The 18,291-nt window shown below is 71.2% G+C and carries 20 protein-coding genes; 11 read left to right on the forward strand and 9 right to left on the reverse strand.

All coding sequences use genetic code 11. From position 1 onward, the window contains the following. Positions 1-126 precede the first annotated feature (126 nt). Positions 127-330 (forward strand): cold-shock protein, encoded by a 204-nt coding sequence (locus AB0G10_RS01815; RefSeq protein ID WP_014447450.1) that lies wholly within the window; start codon positions 127-129, stop codon positions 328-330. A gap of 151 nt (positions 331-481) precedes the next feature. Here the strand turns inward: AB0G10_RS01815 and AB0G10_RS01820 are convergent, their stop codons facing one another. Continuing rightward, positions 482-1,195 (reverse strand): lysophospholipid acyltransferase family protein, encoded by a 714-nt coding sequence (locus AB0G10_RS01820; protein ID WP_360914973.1) that lies wholly within the window; start codon positions 1,193-1,195, stop codon positions 482-484. A gap of 102 nt (positions 1,196-1,297) precedes the next feature. Here AB0G10_RS01820 and AB0G10_RS01825 point away from each other — a divergent pair, with 102 nt between their 5' ends. Beyond that, entirely contained in the window at positions 1,298-2,170 is an 873-nt protein-coding gene (locus AB0G10_RS01825; RefSeq protein ID WP_360914976.1) for a hypothetical protein, read from the forward strand. A 78-nt stretch (positions 2,171-2,248) separates the two neighbouring features. On the opposite strand, the gene AB0G10_RS01830 is transcribed toward AB0G10_RS01825, so the two are convergent. Genes AB0G10_RS01830 through AB0G10_RS01845 form a run of 4 tightly spaced genes read right to left on the reverse strand, consistent with a single transcriptional unit; the run spans position 2,249 to position 5,354 of the window. Next, on the reverse strand, positions 2,249-3,115 hold the full coding sequence (locus AB0G10_RS01830; protein ID WP_360914979.1) for an ABC transporter permease: 867 nt from the start codon (positions 3,113-3,115) through the stop codon (positions 2,249-2,251). Then, positions 3,105-3,851 carry an ABC transporter ATP-binding protein gene (locus AB0G10_RS01835; RefSeq protein ID WP_360914982.1) on the reverse strand — a complete coding sequence of 249 codons (747 nt, stop codon included), beginning with the start codon at positions 3,849-3,851 and terminating at the stop codon, positions 3,105-3,107. The genes AB0G10_RS01830 and AB0G10_RS01835 overlap by 11 nt, the downstream gene beginning before the upstream one ends. Positions 3,852-3,855: 4 nt before the next feature. Further along, positions 3,856-4,932 carry an ABC transporter substrate-binding protein gene (locus AB0G10_RS01840; protein ID WP_360914985.1) on the reverse strand — a complete coding sequence of 359 codons (1,077 nt, stop codon included), beginning with the start codon at positions 4,930-4,932 and terminating at the stop codon, positions 3,856-3,858. Between the two features lie 8 nt (positions 4,933-4,940). Next, entirely contained in the window at positions 4,941-5,354 is a 414-nt protein-coding gene (locus tag AB0G10_RS01845) for an Rrf2 family transcriptional regulator (RefSeq protein ID WP_360914988.1), read from the reverse strand. 178 nt (positions 5,355-5,532) lie between these two features. On the opposite strand from AB0G10_RS01845, the gene AB0G10_RS01850 reads away from it, so the two are divergent. The 4 genes from AB0G10_RS01850 (at position 5,533) to AB0G10_RS01865 (ending at position 10,136) form a co-directional block, all read left to right on the forward strand. Further along, a complete protein-coding gene (locus tag AB0G10_RS01850; protein WP_360914991.1) occupies positions 5,533-6,840 on the forward strand; it encodes a pitrilysin family protein in 1,308 nt (435 codons plus the stop codon). A 70-nt stretch (positions 6,841-6,910) separates the two neighbouring features. After that, a complete protein-coding gene (locus AB0G10_RS01855) occupies positions 6,911-8,230 on the forward strand; it encodes a pitrilysin family protein (RefSeq protein ID WP_360914994.1) in 1,320 nt (439 codons plus the stop codon). After that, positions 8,227-9,192 carry an NAD(+) diphosphatase gene (gene nudC, locus AB0G10_RS01860; RefSeq protein WP_360914997.1) on the forward strand — a complete coding sequence of 322 codons (966 nt, stop codon included), beginning with the start codon at positions 8,227-8,229 and terminating at the stop codon, positions 9,190-9,192. Before AB0G10_RS01855 ends, nudC begins: the two co-directional genes overlap by 4 nt. Positions 9,193-9,269: 77 nt before the next feature. Beyond that, on the forward strand, positions 9,270-10,136 hold the full coding sequence (locus AB0G10_RS01865) for a phytanoyl-CoA dioxygenase family protein (RefSeq protein WP_360915000.1): 867 nt from the start codon (positions 9,270-9,272) through the stop codon (positions 10,134-10,136). A 52-nt stretch (positions 10,137-10,188) separates the two neighbouring features. On the opposite strand, the gene AB0G10_RS01870 is transcribed toward AB0G10_RS01865, so the two are convergent. Further along, on the reverse strand, positions 10,189-10,431 hold the full coding sequence (locus AB0G10_RS01870; protein WP_014447439.1) for a mycoredoxin: 243 nt from the start codon (positions 10,429-10,431) through the stop codon (positions 10,189-10,191). Between the two features lie 83 nt (positions 10,432-10,514). Between AB0G10_RS01870 and AB0G10_RS01875 the strand changes: the two genes are divergently transcribed. From AB0G10_RS01875 to AB0G10_RS01885, 3 genes are all read left to right on the forward strand, one after another. Continuing rightward, positions 10,515-12,656: an ATP-dependent DNA helicase UvrD2 gene (locus AB0G10_RS01875; RefSeq protein WP_360915002.1), complete on the forward strand. Its 2,142-nt coding sequence runs from the start codon at positions 10,515-10,517 to the stop codon at positions 12,654-12,656. Between the two features lie 120 nt (positions 12,657-12,776). Next, positions 12,777-13,037 (forward strand): hypothetical protein, encoded by a 261-nt coding sequence (locus AB0G10_RS01880; protein ID WP_360915005.1) that lies wholly within the window; start codon positions 12,777-12,779, stop codon positions 13,035-13,037. 143 nt (positions 13,038-13,180) lie between these two features. Further along, positions 13,181-13,543, forward strand: coding sequence for a WhiB family transcriptional regulator (locus AB0G10_RS01885; protein WP_360915008.1), 363 nt, complete (start codon positions 13,181-13,183; stop codon positions 13,541-13,543). 290 nt (positions 13,544-13,833) lie between these two features. Here the strand turns inward: AB0G10_RS01885 and AB0G10_RS01890 are convergent, their stop codons facing one another. The 3 genes from AB0G10_RS01890 to AB0G10_RS01900 all read right to left on the reverse strand — a co-directional run bounded on the left by AB0G10_RS01890 (position 13,834) and on the right by AB0G10_RS01900 (position 16,675). Continuing rightward, on the reverse strand, positions 13,834-15,171 hold the full coding sequence (locus AB0G10_RS01890; protein ID WP_360915011.1) for an AarF/ABC1/UbiB kinase family protein: 1,338 nt from the start codon (positions 15,169-15,171) through the stop codon (positions 13,834-13,836). A gap of 27 nt (positions 15,172-15,198) precedes the next feature. Next, positions 15,199-16,308, reverse strand: a complete 1,110-nt coding sequence (locus AB0G10_RS01895) for a hypothetical protein (RefSeq protein ID WP_360915014.1) — start codon at positions 16,306-16,308, stop codon at positions 15,199-15,201. A 205-nt stretch (positions 16,309-16,513) separates the two neighbouring features. Next, entirely contained in the window at positions 16,514-16,675 is a 162-nt protein-coding gene (locus AB0G10_RS01900; protein ID WP_169792401.1) for a DUF5679 domain-containing protein, read from the reverse strand. A gap of 468 nt (positions 16,676-17,143) precedes the next feature. Here AB0G10_RS01900 and AB0G10_RS01905 point away from each other — a divergent pair, with 468 nt between their 5' ends. Next, complete coding sequence (locus tag AB0G10_RS01905; RefSeq protein ID WP_360915018.1) at positions 17,144-17,680, forward strand: M48 family metallopeptidase; 537 nt, start codon at positions 17,144-17,146, stop codon at positions 17,678-17,680. A gap of 11 nt (positions 17,681-17,691) precedes the next feature. Then, a complete protein-coding gene (locus AB0G10_RS01910; protein WP_360915021.1) occupies positions 17,692-18,288 on the forward strand; it encodes a hypothetical protein in 597 nt (198 codons plus the stop codon). Positions 18,289-18,291: the final 3 nt, after the last annotated feature.

The raw sequence follows: 18,291 nt of genomic DNA on the forward strand, positions 1-18,291 counted from the left end.
TGTCGTAACCCGGGTTTCTCCGGTACGGGCGATCAGTACGGCGACACGAGCCCCGCAGAGTGCGGGACTTACCACCTCGTTCCCGTCCATAATGGCCGGGAACGATCGACCGTCGAGGAGACGAGCATGGTTACCGGCGTTGTGAAGTGGTTCAACGCGGACAAGGGCTTCGGGTTCATCACCCCGGACGACGGCGGCGCCGACGTCTTCGCCCACTTCTCCGCTATCCAGATGTCGGGCTACCGCAGCCTGGAGGAGAACCAGCGGGTGGAGTTCGAGGTGACCCAGGGCCAGAAGGGCCCGCAGGCCGCCAACATCCGCTCTGTCTGATTGAGCCCTATGTTCGGCTGCCTCGTGCAGCCGTGATAGTCGCCTGAGTACTTCGGCGTCGTGCCCACCCGGGTGCGACGCCGTTGTCGTTTCACGACGAGAAAGAGCGAAGGCCCCCGGACACGCCGAGGGCCTTGGCGATCGGAAACGGTCAGACAGCCGCGGACTGCGGCAGCGGCGCGGTGCCGCCGAGGTGGGCCGGCAGCCACCAGCGGTCGTCGTCGCCGGCCGGCTTGTCCGGGTAGGCCCTCTGCACCGCGTCGAGCAGCGTGCTGAGGCGTTCCTTCAGCAGCGCGGTGACCGCCTCGGGGGTGGCGCCCTCCGGCATGTGCAGCGCCTCGCCGATCTTGATGAGCACCGGGACGTGGCGCTTCGTGAGCTCCTTCTTGCGTCCCTTGGTCCAGAGCCGGTGCGGGCCCCAGACGGCCATCGGGATGAGCGGGACGCCGGCCTCCTGCGCCATCCGCGCGGCGCCGGACTTGAGTGCCTTCACCGTGAACGACTCGGAGATCGTCGCCTCCGGGAAGACGCCGACGATCTCGCCGTCGCGCAGCGCCTGGGTCGCCTCGCGGAACGCGCCGGTGCCGGCCTTGCGGTCGACCGGGATGTGCTTCATGCCGCGCATGAGCGGGCCGCTGATCTTGTGGTCGAAGACCGACTTCTTCGCCATGAAACGAACGAGCCGCTGGGAGGGCTGAGCGCCGAGGCCGCAGAAGATGAAGTCGAGGTAGCTCGAGTGGTTGCTGGCAAGCACCGCCCCGCCGCTGGTCGGGATGTGCTCGCCGCCTTCGACCTCGATCTTGAGGTCGAGGACGCGAAACATGGTCTTCGCGAGACCGACAACCGGGGGATACACCAGTTCCATGGCAGCACGGTAGCGGAATATCCTGGGAAAGGCCCGGTACGGGTGGACAATGCCGGCGGGCGTACCGGCCGGTGAGACGTCCCGTGGTGTTCACTGGTAGGCATGTCGGAACCGAGCGCGTGGACCCGGCCGTCCGGAGCATGGTCGTCGGGCATGGTCACCGTTTCCGGCGTACCCCCGCAGTCGCCGGAGGCGCCGGAGGAGCCACCGCCGCCTCCGCCGGATGGACCACGACGGCGCCGGCGGCAGTTGATGATCTTCGGTGGGGTGGCCGGCGGGATCCTGGCGACCGGGCTCGTGGTGCTGCTGATCGTGATCTTCGGGGGCGAGACCAACCCGTTCGCGGACAGGGCGTCGGCGCCCGCCGATCTGCGGCCGCCGCTCGCGCAGGCCTGCCCCGCGCCGACCGGATCGCCGAGCGAGGCGCCGACCCGCCGGCCCTCCGCACCACCGGCGACCGGGGAGCGGACCGTCGACGAGGAGGCCGGCATCTCCTACCGGAAGTTCGGCGCACCGTGGGTGACCTGGACCGACGTGTGGAAGGCGGGGACGCTGGAGGTGCCGTACCGGGTCGGCCAGCACTTCGTCACCGAGTTCTACAGCGGCGGTGAGTACCACGCCTCGATCCTCTCGGCCGCGGTGCCGGCCGCCGACAACGACGCCGTCTCGCTCGACCTCGAATGCGTGGGCCGGCAGGTGGCGGCGGACGTGCGCGCCGAGTACTACCCGCAGCCCAACACGCTGGAGCCGCTCCGCGACGAGGTCACCTCGCTGGGCGGGCTGCCGGCGTTCGTGAGCGAGTTCCGGCTGCGGTTCAGCTCGCCCGGCCTGACCGCCACCGAGGAGCTGTCCGCGGTGGCGGTCATCGACGTCGGCAAGCCCACGGCGGCCGTCCTCTACGTGTCCATCCCCGGCACCCACAAGCAGCTGAACAACGTGGTGGGGGAGGTCCTCGAGTCGGTGCGCCCGCTCTGAAGTCCGTGGCCCCTCTTCCGCGATCTTGATGATCTGTACGGGAACGGGGCGGCACCGATCAACAAGATCGGGGAGGGGTCAGCTCCCGGTCAGGCCCCAGCGCTTGCGGAGGGCGTTGTCGGCCGCGTTGAAGAACTGGTCGATCAGGATGCCGATGATCAGGACCACGATGATGTAGCTGATCACCAGGGCGCTGTCGGACAGATCGCGCGCGTTCTGCATCCGCACGCCGACGGAGACCGTCCCCGGCACGATGACCAGCAGCTCACCGGCCATCAGGCTGCGCCAGGAGAACGCCCAGCCCTGCTTGAGACCGGAGACGAAGGACGGCAGCGAGGCCGGCAGGATCAGGTGCCGGTACTGCGCCAGCCCCTTCATGCCCATCACCTTGCCGACCCGCAGCCAGGTCCGGGGCACGTAGTCGATGCCACTGATCAGGCCGTTCGCCACCGACGGCGCGGCGCCCAGGACGACCACGAACATGATGGCGCTCTCGCCGAGCTGGAAGAGCAGGATGGCGAGCGGGAACCACATGATCGACGGCATGGTCTGCAGGCCGGTGATCAGCGAGCCGATCGCGGCGCGCAGCGGCGCGAACCGGGAGACCGCCGCGCCGATGACCGTGCCGATCAGCACGGCCAGGAAGAAGCCGGTGATCGCCCGGGTCATGGTGAGGCGCACGCCGTCCCAGAAGTCGGCCGTGGTGACCAGGTCCTTCAGGACCGTGAAGACGTCGAGCGGGGCGGGCAGCACGTAGACCGGCTTCCACTCGGCCAGCACGGCCGCCTGCCAGATCGCGACGACGATCGCGACGGCGAGCAGCTTCGGCCAGGTGCCGTGCCAGATCCGCCGGCCGAGCCGGCCCTTCTGCTTCGCGGGGCCGAGTTCCAGGGCGTCGAGTCCGCTGACCTCGTCCGCGGAGCGGCTGATGACCTCAGTTGGCATGGCGGGCGACCTCCGCGCGGAGCCGATCGGTGATCTCGGCGGCCTGGCCGGAGACCTCGGGGGAGTCGATGCGCCGCGGGCGCGGGTGACCGATCTCGTAGTCCTCGATGACCCGGCCCGGGCGGCTGCTGAGCAGGACCACCCGGTCGCCGAGCCGGACCGCCTCGCGCACGTTGTGGGTGACGAAGAGGACGGTGAGCTCCTGCTCGCGCCAGATCCGCTCCAGCTCGTCGTGCAGGATGTCCCGGGTCATCGCGTCGAGCGCGCCGAACGGCTCGTCCATCAGCAGCACGTCGGCGTTCTGGGCGAGGGCCCGGGCCAGGGCGACACGCTGCCGCATGCCGCCGGAGAGCTCGTGCGGGCGCTTGTCCCCGAAACCGCCCAGCCGGACGATCTCGAGCAGCTCCTGCGCCCGCTTGCGGCGCTCGGCCCGGCCCAGGCCCGCGAGCCGCAGCGGCAGCTCGACGTTGCCGGCCACCGAGAGCCAGGGGAAGAGGGCGGCCTCCTGGAACATCAGCGCGACGTGCCGCCCGCCGATGTCCAGGGTGCCGGTGGTGATCTCGTCGAGCCCGGCGACCAGCGAGAGCAGCGTGCTCTTGCCGCAGCCGGAGGCGCCGAGCAGGCAGACGAACTCCCCCTGCTCGACGTCGAGCGAGACGTGGTCAAGGGCGAGCAGAGCGCCGCCGCCGGTGCCGTACTGCTTGGAGACGTTGTCGATCTTGACCACGGTGCTCATCGGGTCAGGCCGCCGCGTCGCTGACCTCGGGCTGACCGTCCGCCTTGAGCAGCTCGTTCAGCGGGCCGAGGTCGTAGATGCCGTTCAGGTCGACCGGCTTGAGCAGTCCGACCTCCTCGGCGTGCTTCGCGCTGGTGTAGAGCGAGGCCGCGATCGGGTCGTACGTGAACTTCAGGTTCTGGAACGCGGCCGACAGGATCTCCGGCTTCAGCGGCTTGCCGGAGAGCGCCTCGATCTGGGCGTTCGCCGCGGTCTGCGCGCCGGCGCCGTCGTTCTTGATGTACTCGACCGCGTCGATGTGGCCCTGCAACAGCTTCTTGACCGTGCCGGGGTACTCCTTCAGGAACTTCTGGCCGACGATCAGGTGGGTGGTCACGAACTCCTCGTTCGGCCACAGGGTCTTCTCGTCGACCAGGACCTTCGCCTTGGACTCCAGGATCAGCTTGCTGTAGTTCGGCTCCGGCACCCAGGCGCCGTCGATGCTGCCCTGCGCGAAGGCCTGCACCGCGGTCGCGTTGTCCTGCGGCAGCACCGAGACGTCGCCGCCGCCGTTGGTGTCGGCGTTGAGGCCGTTCTCCTTCAGCCAGGCGCGCAGCGCGACGTCCTGGGTGTTGCCGAGCTGCGGGGTGGCGATCTTCTTGCCCTTGAGGTCGGCCGGGGAGTCGATGCCCTCCCTGACCACCAGGCCGGCGCCGCCCGAGGTGCTGCCCGCGATGATCTTCAGCGCGGTGCCCTTGGAGGTGGACCAGCCGTTGATCGCGGGGTTCGGGCCGATGTACGTGGCGTCGATCGCGCCGGACAGCAGCGCCTCGATCGCGGCCGGGCCGGCGTTGAACGTCTTGGTCTCCAGCGTGGTGGCGCTGCCGAGCGCCTTGGAGAACAGACCCTTGTTCACGCCGACCAGGGCGGGCGCGTGGGTGATGTTCGGGAAGTAGCCGAGGTTGAGGGTCTTGGCCTCGGCGGCGGCGCCGCTGGTTCCCTCGGCGGTGTTGTCGTCGTCGGATCCGCAAGCGGCCAGCGCGGTGGAGGCCACGACCGCGGCCGAGACAAGGGCAAACGCACGTATGGTGCGGGAGCTCATGCTCACTCCTAGTTCTGTTTCACGGAAATCTGAGAGAGTTCGGCCAGGGTCTTGTGGTCGACCACACCCTCGATGGCCGCCTCGACGGCGATCCACACGTCGTGCAGCGCCGTCGCCGCACCGTGGTAGGTCGCCGTGGACGTGGGGAGCCCCCGGACCGTGGTGAGGGCACCCCCGACGGCGCGGACCACGTCGCCGACGGTGATCTCCTCGGCCGGGCGGGCCAGGGCGTACCCGCCGTCCACGCCGCGGTGGCTGTGCAGCAGCCCGGCGCGGCGCAGATCGAGCAGGATTCCCTGCAGGAAGCTGAGCGGGATCTCCTGGGCGGCCGCCAGGCCGGCGGCTTTGACCAGGTGGGGGTGCTCGGCGGTGACCGCCAGCATCGCGCGCACGGCGTAGTCCGTGCGAGCCGAGACGTACACGACGAGCCCTCCTCCCGCGATACTTTGCTTAACCTATCTGCTGGATGGGAATAGTGGAGCATGTAGGTCTGGTGCGTCAACCCCCGTCCGGATCGGCGGATCGGGATATGGCGCATTTACGCTGTTGGGTGAAGCGCGACTACCGCGCGGATCCGGGCCGACACGCTAGATTCGTACCGTGGCGCCCAGAATCAAGATCCCCGCGACGAAATATCCGGTCGAGCGATTCACCCTCGGCAATGGTCTGCGCGTGGTCCTCTCGCCGGATCGCAGCGCTCCGGTGGTCGGCGTGGCCGTCGTCTACGACGTCGGCATCCGCAGCGAACCGGAAGGCCGGACCGGCTTCGCCCACCTCTTCGAGCACCTGATGTTCCAGGGCTCGGCGAACCTGGAGAAGCTGGCCCACTTCCGGCACGTGCAGGGGGCCGGCGGCACCTTCAACGGCTCGACCCACCTGGACTACACGGACTACTACGAGGAGCTGCCCTCCGGCGGCCTGGAGCGCGCGCTCTTCCTCGAGGCCGACCGGATGCGCGGCCCCCGGCTCACCGAGGAGAACCTGCGCAACCAGGTCGACGTGGTCAAGGAGGAGATCCGGGTCAACGTCCTGAACCGGCCGTACGGCGGGTTCCCGTGGCTGAAGCTGCCGCCGGTGATGTTCGAGACGTTCCCGAACGCCCACGACGGGTACGGGTCGTTCGAAGACCTGGAGAGCGCCACGGTGGAGGACGCCCAGGGCTTCTTCGACCGCTACTACGCCTGCGGCAACGCGGTGCTCTCGGTGGCCGGCGACTTCGACGTGGCCGAGGCGACCGCCATGATCGAGCGGCACTTCGGCGACGTGCCGGCCCGGCCCGCGCCGGCGCTGCCCGACTTCGCCGAGCCGGGCATCACCGAGGAGCGGCGGGAGTCGTACACCGACCGGATCGCGCCGCTGCCCGCCGTGGCGGCCGCCTGGGGTGTGCCCGACCCGATCGGCGACTTCGCCGGCTACCTGCCCTACGCCGTGCTCGCCGAGGTGCTCACCGACGGCGACGCCTCCCGGCTCGTGGAGCGCCTGGTCCAACGGGACCGGTCGGCCACCAACCTCGGCGGCTACATCGGCTTCATGGGCGACGAATACCAGGTCCGCAACCCCACGGCGCTCCTGCTCCAGGCGCACATGCCGCCCGGCGGCGACGCCGGCAAGGTGCTGCAGACGATCGACGAGGAGCTCGACCGGCTGACCACCGACGGCCTCAAGCCGGGCGAGCTGGACCGCACCCAGGCGCGGATGGCGACCCGGCTGCTCCAGGGCACCGACGACGTGCTCGGCCGGGCCCAGCCGATGGCCGTCCTCGAGCTGCAGCGCGGCCGCCCGGGTCTGCTCAACGAGCTGCCCAAGCTGGTCAGCGAGGTGACCGACGAGCAGATCGTCGCCGCCGCGGCCACCCTGCGGCCCGAGCGCCGCGCCAGCGTCGAAGTCATCCCGGGAGCCGCCCAATGAGCGAGCTTGCGAGCGAATCAGCCAGTCCAGTCGACACATGTCGATGCCGGAGCGCAGCGGAGGTAGCGGCATGAGCACCACGACCCTGCCCGACCTGATCCCGGACGCCGCGCTGCACCTCCCCCGGGAGGCGGAGCGCCGGCTGCCCAGCGGGCTCACCGTCATCGCGATCCGGCGCTCGGCGGTGCCGCTCGTCGAGCTGCGGCTGCGGATCCCGTTCGGCCGGGCGCCGCTGGCCCCGGCCACCCTGCTCTCGCAGGCGATCTTCACCGGCACGAGCACGCTGTCCAGCATCGACATCGCGGCCGAGCTGCAGGCCGTGGGCGGCAGCCTCGGCGCCGTCCTCGACCCGGATCGCCTGCTGATCAGCGGCAACGCGCTCGCCGACGGCCTGGGCCGGACCCTGGAGCTGCTGGCCGGGGTGCTGACCGACGCCACCTATCCGGCCGAGGAGGTCGGCGTCGAGCGCGAGCGCCTGGTCGACCACATCCAGGTGGCGATGAGCCAGCCGGCGCACCTGGCTCGGGTGGCACTGCTCAAGAGGATCTTCCAGAGCCATCCGTACGCGGTGCAGACGCCGACGCCGGACGAGGTCCGCTCGGTGGAGCCCGGGGCGCTGCGCGAGCTGCACGCCGAGCGTGTCCGCCCGGCCGGCGCGACCCTCGTCCTGGTCGGCGACATCGACCCGGACCAGGCGATCGACGTGGCCGAGAAGGTGCTCGGCGGCTGGACCGGCGCGGGGCCGGACGGCGTCATCCCGCCGACCCCGGCGATCGAGACCGGCCCGCTGCTGCTCGTCGACCGGCCCGGCTCGGTGCAGTCGTCGCTGCGGCTCGCGCTGCCCGGCGTCACCCGGACCGACCCCGACTACGCCGCGTTCACGGTGGCCAACCTGATCTTCGGCGGCTACTTCTCGTCCCGCTGGGTGGAGAACATCCGCGAGGACAAGGGGTACACCTACGGCTCGCACTCGGGGATCGAGCACTTCGTGGCCGGGTCCACCTGGTCCGGCTCGGCCGAGGTCGCCACCGAGGTGACCGGGCCGTCCCTGCTCGAGACCGTCTACGAGCTGGGCCGCATCGCCAGCCTCCCGCCCGGCGAGGAGGAGCTCGAGCAGGCCCGGCGCTACGCCCTCGGCACCCTGCGCCTCAGCATGTCCACTCAGGCCGGCCTCGCCGGCCTGGCCAGCATGTACGCGGGCTTCGGGCTGCGCCTCGACCACCTCCGGGAACACTCGGAAGCGCTCGCCTCCGTCACCCGTGAGGAGGTGTTCGCGGCCGGAGCGAAGTACCTGGCACCCTCCCGTGCGGTTACCGTGGTCCTCGGCGACGCCGACAAGATCGAGTCGCAACTGTCCGTACTGACGGCCGTGGAGCGCAGCAGAGAGTGACCGAACCCGAACAGCCAGACCTGGGTGAGCAACCCGGCACCCCGCCGCTGGCCCGTACCACCCTGGACCGCGCCGCCCACCGGCGGAAGGACGAGGCCTGGCTGGCCGGCGCGGCCACCCGCGGTCTCGTCCTCGTTGTCGACCTCGCCGCCGGCGGACGTGCCCTGGTCACCGATCGTCCCGACGGCGGCGCCGCACTCGTGCTGGCGCCGTCGTCGGCGTTGCCCGACGCCGAGCGCTGGTTCCTCGGCCTCGACGCCGACGGCACCCCGATCTGGACCGTGGACGCGCCGGTGGAGCCGTCCGAGGGCCGGCGAGCCGTCACGCTCCGCGAGGTCGGTCACCTGCTCGACGACCGGGACGCCGGGTTGTTCACCGCGGCGGCGGCGCTCGGCAACTGGCACCGCAGCCACGCGTTCTCGCCGCGTACCGGCCAGCCGACCACCGTGGTGGAGGCCGGCTGGGCGCGGGCCGACCCGGAGGGCCGGCTGATGTGGCCGCGGACCGACCCCGCCATGATCGTGCTGGTGCACGACGGCGTGCCCGGCCCGTCCGGCCGTTGCCTGCTCGGGCACAACGCGTCCTGGCCGACCGGCCCGGACGGCGTACGCCGCTTCTCCTGCCTCGCCGGTTACGTCGAGCCCGGCGAGTCGGCCGAGGCCTCGGTGGTCCGCGAGGTCCGCGAGGAGGTCGGCATCGGCCTGCGGTCGCTGCGGTACGCCGGGAGCCAGTCCTGGCCGTACCCCGGCTCTTTGATGTTGGGTTTCCACGCGGTCGCCGATCCGGACCAGCCGTTCGTGCTCGACCCGGAGGAGATCGACGAGGCGCACTGGTTCACCCGGGACGTGATCGCCAAGATGATCGCCGGCGGCTACGTCGACCCGGAGAGCGGCGTGCCGATGAGCCTGCCCATGCGTTCCTCGATCGCGTTCTATCTGGTCGAGAAGTGGCTGCAGGGTTAACGGAAACTTTTTCTGATTCCCGGGCAACCAACCAGGTACCCCACGGCGTCTTGGATACAAAGACGAGAGGGGAACCGATGACCCAGGTGGAAGCCCCGGCGTGGACGCCGATGTCCGCGGAGGAGCGGGAGGCGTTCGAGCGGGACGGGTACATCGTCGTGCCCTCGGTGCTCAGCGAGAGCGAGATCGAGGCCGGCCGGGCCGCGATCCTCGGCCACTACGAGAAGACCAAGCCCGAGGGCGGCGCGCTGCACCAGCTCTCGCCGGTCGCGCACGTGCCCGAGCTGGCGTTCCTGCTCGACCACCCGAAGGCGTTCAAGTACATCTGGTCGCTGCTCGGCTGGAACGTGCACGTCTACCACTCGCACATCGACGTGCACCCGCAGCTGCACGAGCAGCAGAAGCAGTGGTGGCACTGGCACCAGGACGGCGGCCGGCAGAACCGGGAGATCGAGACCGACCCGCGCCCGATGATGTCGGTGAAGCTGGCGTACTGGTTCTCCGACGTGAGCGAGACCGGCCGGGGCAACTTCACGGTCCTGCCCGGCAGCCACAAGACCAACTGGCTGCCCGGCCCGCCGAGCCGCGGCGTCCCGTGGCCGCAGCCTTCAGGCGCCGTCCAGATCACCGCGAACCCGGGTGACCTGGTCGTCTTCGACCGGCGCATCTGGCACGCCCGGTCGGACAACTACTCCGACATCACCCGGGTCGGCGCGTTCTTCGGCTACACCCCGCGCTGGATCGCGATCCGCGACGAGGTGGCCCACTTGCCCGCCCGGTCCGACTGGGACGGCTTCAACGACGTGCAGAAGCAGCTGCTCGGCGGCTTCGGCAACGGCGACGGCGACCACCAGTGGGGTCACTACCCGGAGACCACGCCGCTCTACGGCGCGCTCAAGGAGCGGGGCCTGCTCGACTCGAGCATCCCGGCGTTGATTCCCTGATCTGCCCCATACGAAAGGGGCCTTCCGCAAGGAAGGCCCCTTTCGCTGCTTTTCAGGCGGAGATCGTCGCCAGGTGCTGCTTCACCTGCACGATCGACGGGTTGGTCAGCGCCGACCCGTCGTCGAACTTCAGCGTCGGAACGGTCTGGTTCCCGCCGTTCACGCTGCGCACGAACGCGGCCGAGGCCTCGTCCTGCTCGATGTCCACGACGTCGTAGGCGATGCCCTCCCGGTCGAGCTGGCTCTTCAGGCGGTGGCAATACCCGCACCAGGACGTCGAGTACATGGTCAGCATCGGTCACTGCTCCTTCGATACAGGTCACACGGCGGTGCGGCTGAGAAGCACAACGCCCGGCCGGGGTGTCATGATTCCCTACCGTGCGCAGTGATGGGGTGCTGGCCGGGCTGGACCCGGAACAGCGGACGGCGGTGACCGCTCCGGCGGGTCCGGTTTGCATCCTGGCCGGCGCCGGAACAGGTAAGACTCGGGCGATTACCCACCGGATCGCGTACCGAACCTCGACCGGCGAGATCAGTCCCCGGCACGTCCTCGCCGTGACGTTCACGGCCCGCGCGGCCGCCGAGATGCGCGCCCGGCTCACCGCGCTGGGCACGGCCGGCGTGCAGGCCCGGACGTTCCACGCCGCCGCGCTGCGCCAGGTCCGCTACTTCGCGCCCCGGCTGCTCGAGGGCCGGGGGATGCCCGAGCTGATGGAGAGCAAGGTCCGCGTGGTGGGCCTGGCCGCGGCCCGGGCCGGGGTGCGCGCCGACCGCGCCGCCGCCCGCGACCTGGCGGGCGAGATCGAGTGGGCCAAGTCGTCGCTGGTCGAGCCGGGGGAGTACGCCGTCGCGGCCGCCAAGGCGCTGCGGGAGCCGCCGTTCGAGCCGGCCCGGGTGGCCGAGGTGTTCGCCGCGTACGAGTCGCTCAAACGGCGGCAGGGCGTGATCGACTTCGAGGATCTGCTGCGCGCCGCGGTCTGGGGCATCGAGGAGCACCCGGACGTGGCCGACCAGATCCGCGCGCAGTACCGGCACTTCGTCGTCGACGAGTACCAGGACGTCAACCCGCTCCAGCAGCGGCTGCTCGACGCCTGGCTGGGCGGGCGCGACGACATCACGGTGGTCGGCGACGCCAGCCAGACGATCTACTCGTTCACCGGCGCGACCTCCGGCTACCTCATCGACTTCCCGCGCCGCCGCCGCGACGCCGTGGTGGTCCGGCTGGTCCGCGACTACCGGTCGACGCCGCAGGTGGTCGGCCTCGCCAACGCGGTGATCCGGCAGGCCCGGGGCACCGAGGCGAAGCTGCGGCTGGAGCTGGTCGGCCAGCGCCCGGCCGGCCCCGAGCCGGAACTCAAGATCTTCCCGGACGAGCCGGGCGAGGCCGCCGCGGTCGCCCGGCGGTGCCGCGAGCTGATCGCGTCCGGCACGCCGGCCAGCGAGATCGCGGTGCTCTTCCGGACGAACGCGCAGTCCGAGGCGTACGAGGAGGCACTCGCCGAGGCCGAGGTCCCGTACGTGGTCCGCGGCGCCGAGCGGTTCTTCGAGCGCGCCGAGGTCCGGCAGGCCATGGTCGCCCTGCGCGCCGCGGTCCGCTCGATCCCCGGCGAGACGCCGCTGGCCGACGCGGTCGTGGAGGCGCTCGCGGCGACCGGCTGGAACCGTCACCAGCCCCCGCCCGGCGGCGCGGCACGCGAGCAGTGGGAGGCCCTCGCGGCCCTGGTCACCCTCGCCGAGGAGTACGCCGCCTCGCCCGAGATCCTGCCGATCGGGGAGGCCGGCCGGGTGCAGCGCGAGGTGTCGCTCTCGGCCTTCAACGACGAGCTGGCCCGCCGCGCCGAGCAGCAGCACGCGCCCACCATGGCCGGGGTCACGCTCGCCTCGCTGCACTCGGCGAAGGGCCTGGAGTGGGACGCGGTCTTCCTGGTCGGGCTCGCCGACGGGACGCTGCCGACGACGTACGCGAAGACGCCGGAGCAGCTGGAGGAGGAGCGGCGGCTGCTCTACGTCGGGGTGACCCGGGCCCGCCAGTGGCTGTGGCTCTCGTACGGGCAGTCCCGGTCGCCGGGCGGCCGCCCGCGCCGCCCGTCCCGGTTCCTCCCGCAGCTGGAGCGCTCCCCGGGCGCGACCGCCGACCGGGGCGAGCGCGGCAGTCGGAAACCCGACCGCAGGCGCCCGCAGGTGGCGTCCTGCCGGATCTGCGGCGCCACCCTGCTGGCCGGCGCCGACCGCAAGCTGGGCCGCTGCCCGACCTGTCCGTCGGACCTCGACGAGGACCTGTACGAGCGCCTTCAGGTGTGGCGGGCGGCCACCGCGGCGCGGCTCAAAGTTCCTGCGTACGTGGTATTCACCGATGCCACGCTGGTGGCCGTCGCGGAACGCCGCCCGGCGGAGCCCGCGCAACTGCTCGCCATCGCCGGAATCGGCGCCCGGAAGCTCGGCCAATACGGCGAGGCGGTCTTCGCTCTGGTGTCCGGCGCCAGCCCCGACGATCTTGAACAGAAAAACTTCGAAAGTTAGTCCGTTAATTCGTTTGCCCTCCGCTGTAGGGCAGGCATAGCCTCAGGACACACCTTGGCGAACGGTTCCGTTCGCCGAGAAACAGGACACGAGTGCAAGGTCATGGAGGAGGTGGCAGAGATGAGGCTCAACATGTTCGTTCCGTCGATGCTGCCTGCTTGCTCCCTGCCCGTGTCCGCCGCTCCGACCGTTCTGCTGACTGCCGAGCGGCCGGTGGCCCCGTGGGCGCACCAGGCTCAGATCCAGGCCGAGCTGGGCAAAGCCGTTCTGGTGCTCGACGGAAACAAGGGGACCACTGGGTTCAGTGGCAACGGCTCCATCGCCCGCAAGCGCTACACGGATGGTGGCGGCGGAATCCCGCCTCGAGGAAGGCCGGTCTAAACGACCACCGGCTCACTTCGAGGCCGCGGAACCCGCTAACCCGGGATCCGCGGCCTAATTTTTTGCCGGCCAACAGGCCGGTGCACGACCCGAGAGAAAAACGATCCAGAAGATCGAGAAGAAGAGAGAGGTGACCGGGCTTTATGAGTCTGGCGCTGGCCCCACTCGACGCGAACGTCGAGCTCGAGGCAAACCTGCCCTGTCGGAAGTTCGACCCCGACCTCTGGTTCTCCGACGCCCCTGCCCAGCTGGAGCTGGCCAAGTCGCTCTGCGGGGACTGCCCGCTGCGCGTCGAGTGCCTCGCCGGCGCGGTGGAGCGCAGCGAGCCCTGGGGTGTCTGGGGTGGAGAGATCTTCGAGCGTGGCGCCGTGGTTCCGCGCAAGCGGCCCCGTGGACGTCCCCGCAAGGTCGACGTCGCGCGCGACGCCGAGCTGGCCGTCGAGGTCGAGGAGCGGCTCGCCGCGAACGGTCTCGAGACCCGCAACTCGGTCCGTCTGGCGGCCTGAGATGAACTCCCTCCCCGTAGCAGTGATCGATATCCGAAAGCCGAGCACCGAGATGACCACGAACGGAAGCGCGAAGATGAGACTCATCCACGAAGCGTTATCGAGGGCCCGAATGCGAAGGCCTCAGCGTGACACCGCACCTGAGGCTTACCGCTCCGCCCGCCGCATCGCCATGGAGGCCCGCCATCGGGCCGCTCGCGAACTGGGCGGACTCTGACCCGTAGATATCTCACCCACCGATGACTGAAGGCCCGTCCGCCATGCGGACGGGCCTTTTGCTCGCGGAAAGGCTAGGCGAAGCCGGGGAGCCACTCCTCGAGGATCTCCCGATAGGAGGCCTCCGCCTCCAGCTGGCAGAGCACCCCGATCGACCCGAGCGTCACCCGGTGGATCAGCAGGTACGACGGCGGCAGGTTGAGCTTGCGGCTCAGCTGGTACGCCGGGGACCGCGGGCTGCCGAGCCGGGTCGCCTCGCCGCGCAGCCACGCCCGGGTGAACCGGAACCGGTCGAGCGCGATCGGCTCGATCATCGGCAGCAGGAACTCCAGCACCGCCTCGGCGTCGATCTCCTCGTCCGGCTTGATGAACCCCTCGTCCCGCAGGCCCTCGACCACGTCGGCGGCGCGGCCCTCGAGCGCGAGCCGGACCAGCCGGCCCACCGGTTCCGGCATGCCCTCGGGCAGCCGGGCCACCGCGCCGAAGTCGATGACGCCGAGCCGGCCGTCGCCGAGGATCCGGAAGTTGCCGGGATGAGGATCGGCGTGCAGCAGGCCGGCCCGGGCCGGGGCGGAGAAGTGCAGGATCGCCATGAGCCGGCCGGCCTCGTCGCGCTCCTCGACGGTGCCGCCGGCGATCACGTCGGCCAGCGGCCGGCCCTCGACCCACTCGGTGACCAGCACCCGGGGCGCGGACGCCACCACCCGGGGCACGAAGATGTCCGGGTCGTCGGAGTACGCCGCGGCGAAGGCCCGCTGGGTCTCCGCCTCCATCTCGTAGTCGAGCTCCTCGATGATCCGCTCGCGCAGCTCGGCGATCAGCGGCTTCACGTCGATGCCCGGCTGAATGATCTTGAACATCCCGGCCAGCCGGGAGAGCTGCTTCAGGTCGGCGACGAGCGCGTCGCCGGCGCCCGGGTACTGCACCTTCACGGCGACCGGCAGCAGCTTCGGCTTCCCGTTGCGGCGGGCCGGCGGCAGCTTCCAGACCGCCCGGTGCACCTGCCCGATGCTCGCCGCGGCGGCCGGGCTGTCGTCGAACTCGGCGAAGTTGTCCCGCCAGTCCGGGCCGAGCTGCTCGGCGAGCGCCCGGTGCACGTTCGCCACCGGCATCGGCGGCGCCGCCTCCTGGAGCTTGGTCAGCGCCTGGCGGTACGGCCCGGCCATCTCGTCCGGCAGCGCCGCCTCGAAGACCGACAGGGCCTGACCGAATTTCATCGCCCCGCCCTTGAGCTGACCGAGGACGCTGAAGAGCTGTTCGGCGGTGCGCTGCTGGATGTCCGCGGAGATCACGTCGGAGGCGATGCCGACCGCTCGCTTGCCGAGGCCCAGCGCGGTCCGCCCGGCGAACCCGAGGGGCAACGCGGCGAGCTTGGCGGTCCGGGACGCCGCGCGGCGGGGGATGTCGGTCACCAGATCATTGTGACCGACGTACGGCACTCACTCCGCCCGTCGCATGGTGCTTTTGGGCTTATGTGGTGAAGGTCCGGTGAAGGTTGCCGCCCGGCGCCGGCAGGCGCAGCCCGGATGCGGCGGCCAGGTGCGCCGCCGGAACCGTCCCGGCGCGGAGATCTCCACGGCCGCGCCGAGCGTCTCCGGCCGCCGGCCGTCCAGGTGGGCGAGGACCTCGGCGGTCGCGTACGCGGTGGCCGCCATCAGCGTGGCGACGGTGCACGGCTCGGCGCCCGGCGCCGCCGCTCCGAGCCCGCCCGGCCAGCCCGCGTCCCGGTCCTGCCGGTGCAGCTCGACGCAGCGCAGGCAGGGCGCGCCGCCGGCCGGGACGAGCGGGCCGACCACCACGGCGCCGTCCCGGACCACGACGGCGAGGTGTGGCTGCCGCCGGCCGGCGTGCCCGGCCGCGATCAGGGTGACCGGCTCGTCGCAGGCCAGCTGGACGACGAGGCCGGCGGGCGGCCGCCGGACGGCGTGCACCAGCGTGCCGGGGAAGGCGCGCAGGATCGCGGCGGTCGTGGCGGACCGCCGCGGGCTGCCGACGTCGGCGGACCCGAGCGGCCCGCCCGCGACCTCACCGGCCCCGACGGCGCCGGACAGATCCGGGTACACGTGCCCGACACCGGCCTCGGCCAGGGCCACCGCGATCGGCGCGCCGAGCCGGCCGCGCCCGGTGATCACGACGGTGGCGCCCTGCCGGCGGCGCAGTACCAGGGCCGGGGACGGGTCGCCGGTGGCAGCGGCGACCGCGCCGAGGGCCAGGGCGGCGGCCTCGGCGCTGAGCCGGGCCCGGGAGACCGGCGGCAGGGCGGCGGGCAGGAACGCGGCGCCCGGCAGCACGAGGCCGGCCCGATGGAGAAGATCGAGCAGGGTACGGGACTCCTCCGGCGGCACGCCGAGCTCGGCGGCGCGGAGCAGGACGGCACGTTCGGAGCGGTCGCCGTCGAGGAGGTCGAGGACCTTCGCGGTCCGGGGATCGGGCAGCCGGAGCAGCACGGCGTGCGCCGGATCGAGGCCGAGCTGCAGCTCATCGGGGCCGCGCCAGAGGCGGGGCAACCCGGGAATGAGGGTCGGCCGCGGTAGCGGCGTCCGTGACATGGCCACAGGTTGTCACGGTGGGAATGCGGAGCGGTGATGTTATCCACAGGCCGGCATCGGCCCGTGCAGCTTTGTCCACAGCCCGGTGCGGGTTATCCACAGGCCGCCCCGGATCACTCAACGTGATCGGACGGCCACGGTTACGGCCTGGCGGGAGAACTCCCGGGGAGGGCGACCGGGCGGCCGGTCCTCCCCGGGCGAGCGATCAAGCCTTGGCCTTGCCCAGGATCCGGTTCATGGTCGTCCCGCAGACCGGGCACTTCCCCTTCGCCATGTTCATGCCGGTCTTGGAGACCTCCACGTTGCCCTGGAAGTCACGCTTCTCCTTGCACTTGACGCAGTAGCCGTTGTAAGTGGTGTCGGCCACGGTTCCTCCTCGTCGTAATGTCGGCCGCTCAGCCCGGTGCCTTGTTCGCGGCTACGGGTGCGAACCTCTCTGCGGCGCTGGACCGCGCGGCCACGCGGTTGTGGCCACCCGTCCGGGGCGGTCACTTACCCAGGTCAGGCCGGTTCCATGTCAACGCAGCGTCGGCGGTGTCACCGACGCCGTGAGTCTGCCGGGGCGAATGGTCCTTTTGCGCCAGATTTGCCGGGACACGCCGACGATTACCATCAGAACGGCATAAAACCGACACGAGGGCCGTCCTGAGGGCTGAGTTGAAGATGGTCTAGGTTGACGGATGCCTCGGGTGTTGCCGGTGAGGAAAATTTTTTCGGGTATATGCGGCGGAAGTGCGCATTTTCGGAGACCGTCCTGCCCGTACTCTTGCGTTGACCAGGGGCTGGCGGATTAGCGTCTCAACGTGAACCCGAATCAGGGCCGCGCGAGCCGGTAATGGCTGCCCGCACGCGCAAGCCTGTCGTTGAGGTGCGGCGCAGTCAGCGCCGGCGCCGGACGGTGTCCGCGTACCGCGACGGTGAGCGCGTCGTCGTGCTGATCCCGGACCGGTTCTCCCGGGCCGAGGAGACCGAGTGGGTGGAGCGGATGCTCGCCCGGCTCGCGGCCCGCGAGGAACGCCTGAGGTGCACCGATGCCGAGTTGCTGGCCCGGGCCAGGCGCCTGACCGCGCGCTACCTCGCCGACTTCGCCGACGTGGTGGTGCCGGCCAGCGTCCGATGGGTCACCAACCAGAACGGCCGCTGGGGTTCCTGCACCCCCGACGACGCGACCATCCGGATCTCCCACCGCATCCAGGAGATGCCCGAGTGGGTGATCGACTACGTGGTCCTGCACGAGCTGGCCCACCTGGTCGTGCCGAGCCACAACGCCCGCTTCTGGGAGCTGGTCAACCGGTTCCCCAAGGCCGAGCGCGCCCGGGGCTACCTCGAAGGCGTCTCGGCGGCCGGCAACCTGGAGATGGCCGAGCACTAAGCTCGACGGCTGTGGTGCGACGTGTGGTGGTGACCCTGCTCGTCCCGGTCCCGTGGAGCCCTCCGGGCGTGGACCCGGCGGCCTGGCGTGCGGCCCTGGCCGAGGACACGGTCGACCTGCTCGCCCGGCTCTCCACGGCGGACGCCGCGATCGCGGCCGCTCCCGGCGACCGGGAGCTGGCCGAGGAGATCGCCTGGCCGGGCATGAAGATCTACGAGGTGCCGTCCCCGACGGTCCTGCCGGTGCTCGCCGCCGCCGCGGCGGACGGGTACGACCAGGCCGCCGTCATCGCGGCGGACGCGCCGGACGTCCCCGGCATGACCCTGGGCAAGCTGCTCCAGCCGCTGGACAGCCGCGCGGTCGCGGTGGCGCCCGGCGGCCCGGACGGCGGGCTCTTCGGCGTCGCCACGAACCTGCCCGCCCCGGAGTGGCTGGCCGACCACGACCTGGACACCGCGACGCCGCAGCGACTGCGCAGGACGGCGCCGGCGCCCGGCGAGGTCACCTCGACCCCGCAGTGGCGCCGGCTGCGCGGACCGGCCGCGCTGGCGACGCTCGACCCCGCCCTGGAGGGCTGGGAGAACACCCGAGCCCTCCTGGGAGGGTGAGGA

It is taken from the genome of Actinoplanes sp. NPDC023714, from assembly GCF_040639855.1.
Taxonomy (GTDB): Bacteria; Actinomycetota; Actinomycetes; order Mycobacteriales; family Micromonosporaceae; genus Actinoplanes.

Coding starts and splice junctions, on each gene's coding strand:
- AB0G10_RS01815 (WP_014447450.1), top strand. CDS start 127: ATGGTTACCGGCGTTGTGAAGTGGTTCAACGCGGACAAGGGCTTCGGG.
- AB0G10_RS01820 (WP_360914973.1), bottom strand. CDS start 1,195: ATGGAACTGGTGTATCCCCCGGTTGTCGGTCTCGCGAAGACCATGTTT.
- AB0G10_RS01825 (WP_360914976.1), top strand. CDS start 1,298: ATGTCGGAACCGAGCGCGTGGACCCGGCCGTCCGGAGCATGGTCGTCG.
- AB0G10_RS01830 (WP_360914979.1), bottom strand. CDS start 3,115: ATGCCAACTGAGGTCATCAGCCGCTCCGCGGACGAGGTCAGCGGACTC.
- AB0G10_RS01835 (WP_360914982.1), bottom strand. CDS start 3,851: ATGAGCACCGTGGTCAAGATCGACAACGTCTCCAAGCAGTACGGCACC.
- AB0G10_RS01840 (WP_360914985.1), bottom strand. CDS start 4,932: ATGAGCTCCCGCACCATACGTGCGTTTGCCCTTGTCTCGGCCGCGGTC.
- AB0G10_RS01855 (WP_360914994.1), top strand. CDS start 6,911: ATGAGCACCACGACCCTGCCCGACCTGATCCCGGACGCCGCGCTGCAC.
- AB0G10_RS01865 (WP_360915000.1), top strand. CDS start 9,270: ATGACCCAGGTGGAAGCCCCGGCGTGGACGCCGATGTCCGCGGAGGAG.
- AB0G10_RS01870 (WP_014447439.1), bottom strand. CDS start 10,431: ATGCTGACCATGTACTCGACGTCCTGGTGCGGGTATTGCCACCGCCTG.
- AB0G10_RS01880 (WP_360915005.1), top strand. CDS start 12,777: ATGAGGCTCAACATGTTCGTTCCGTCGATGCTGCCTGCTTGCTCCCTG.
- AB0G10_RS01885 (WP_360915008.1), top strand. CDS start 13,181: ATGAGTCTGGCGCTGGCCCCACTCGACGCGAACGTCGAGCTCGAGGCA.
- AB0G10_RS01895 (WP_360915014.1), bottom strand. CDS start 16,308: ATGTCACGGACGCCGCTACCGCGGCCGACCCTCATTCCCGGGTTGCCC.
- AB0G10_RS01905 (WP_360915018.1), top strand. CDS start 17,144: ATGGCTGCCCGCACGCGCAAGCCTGTCGTTGAGGTGCGGCGCAGTCAG.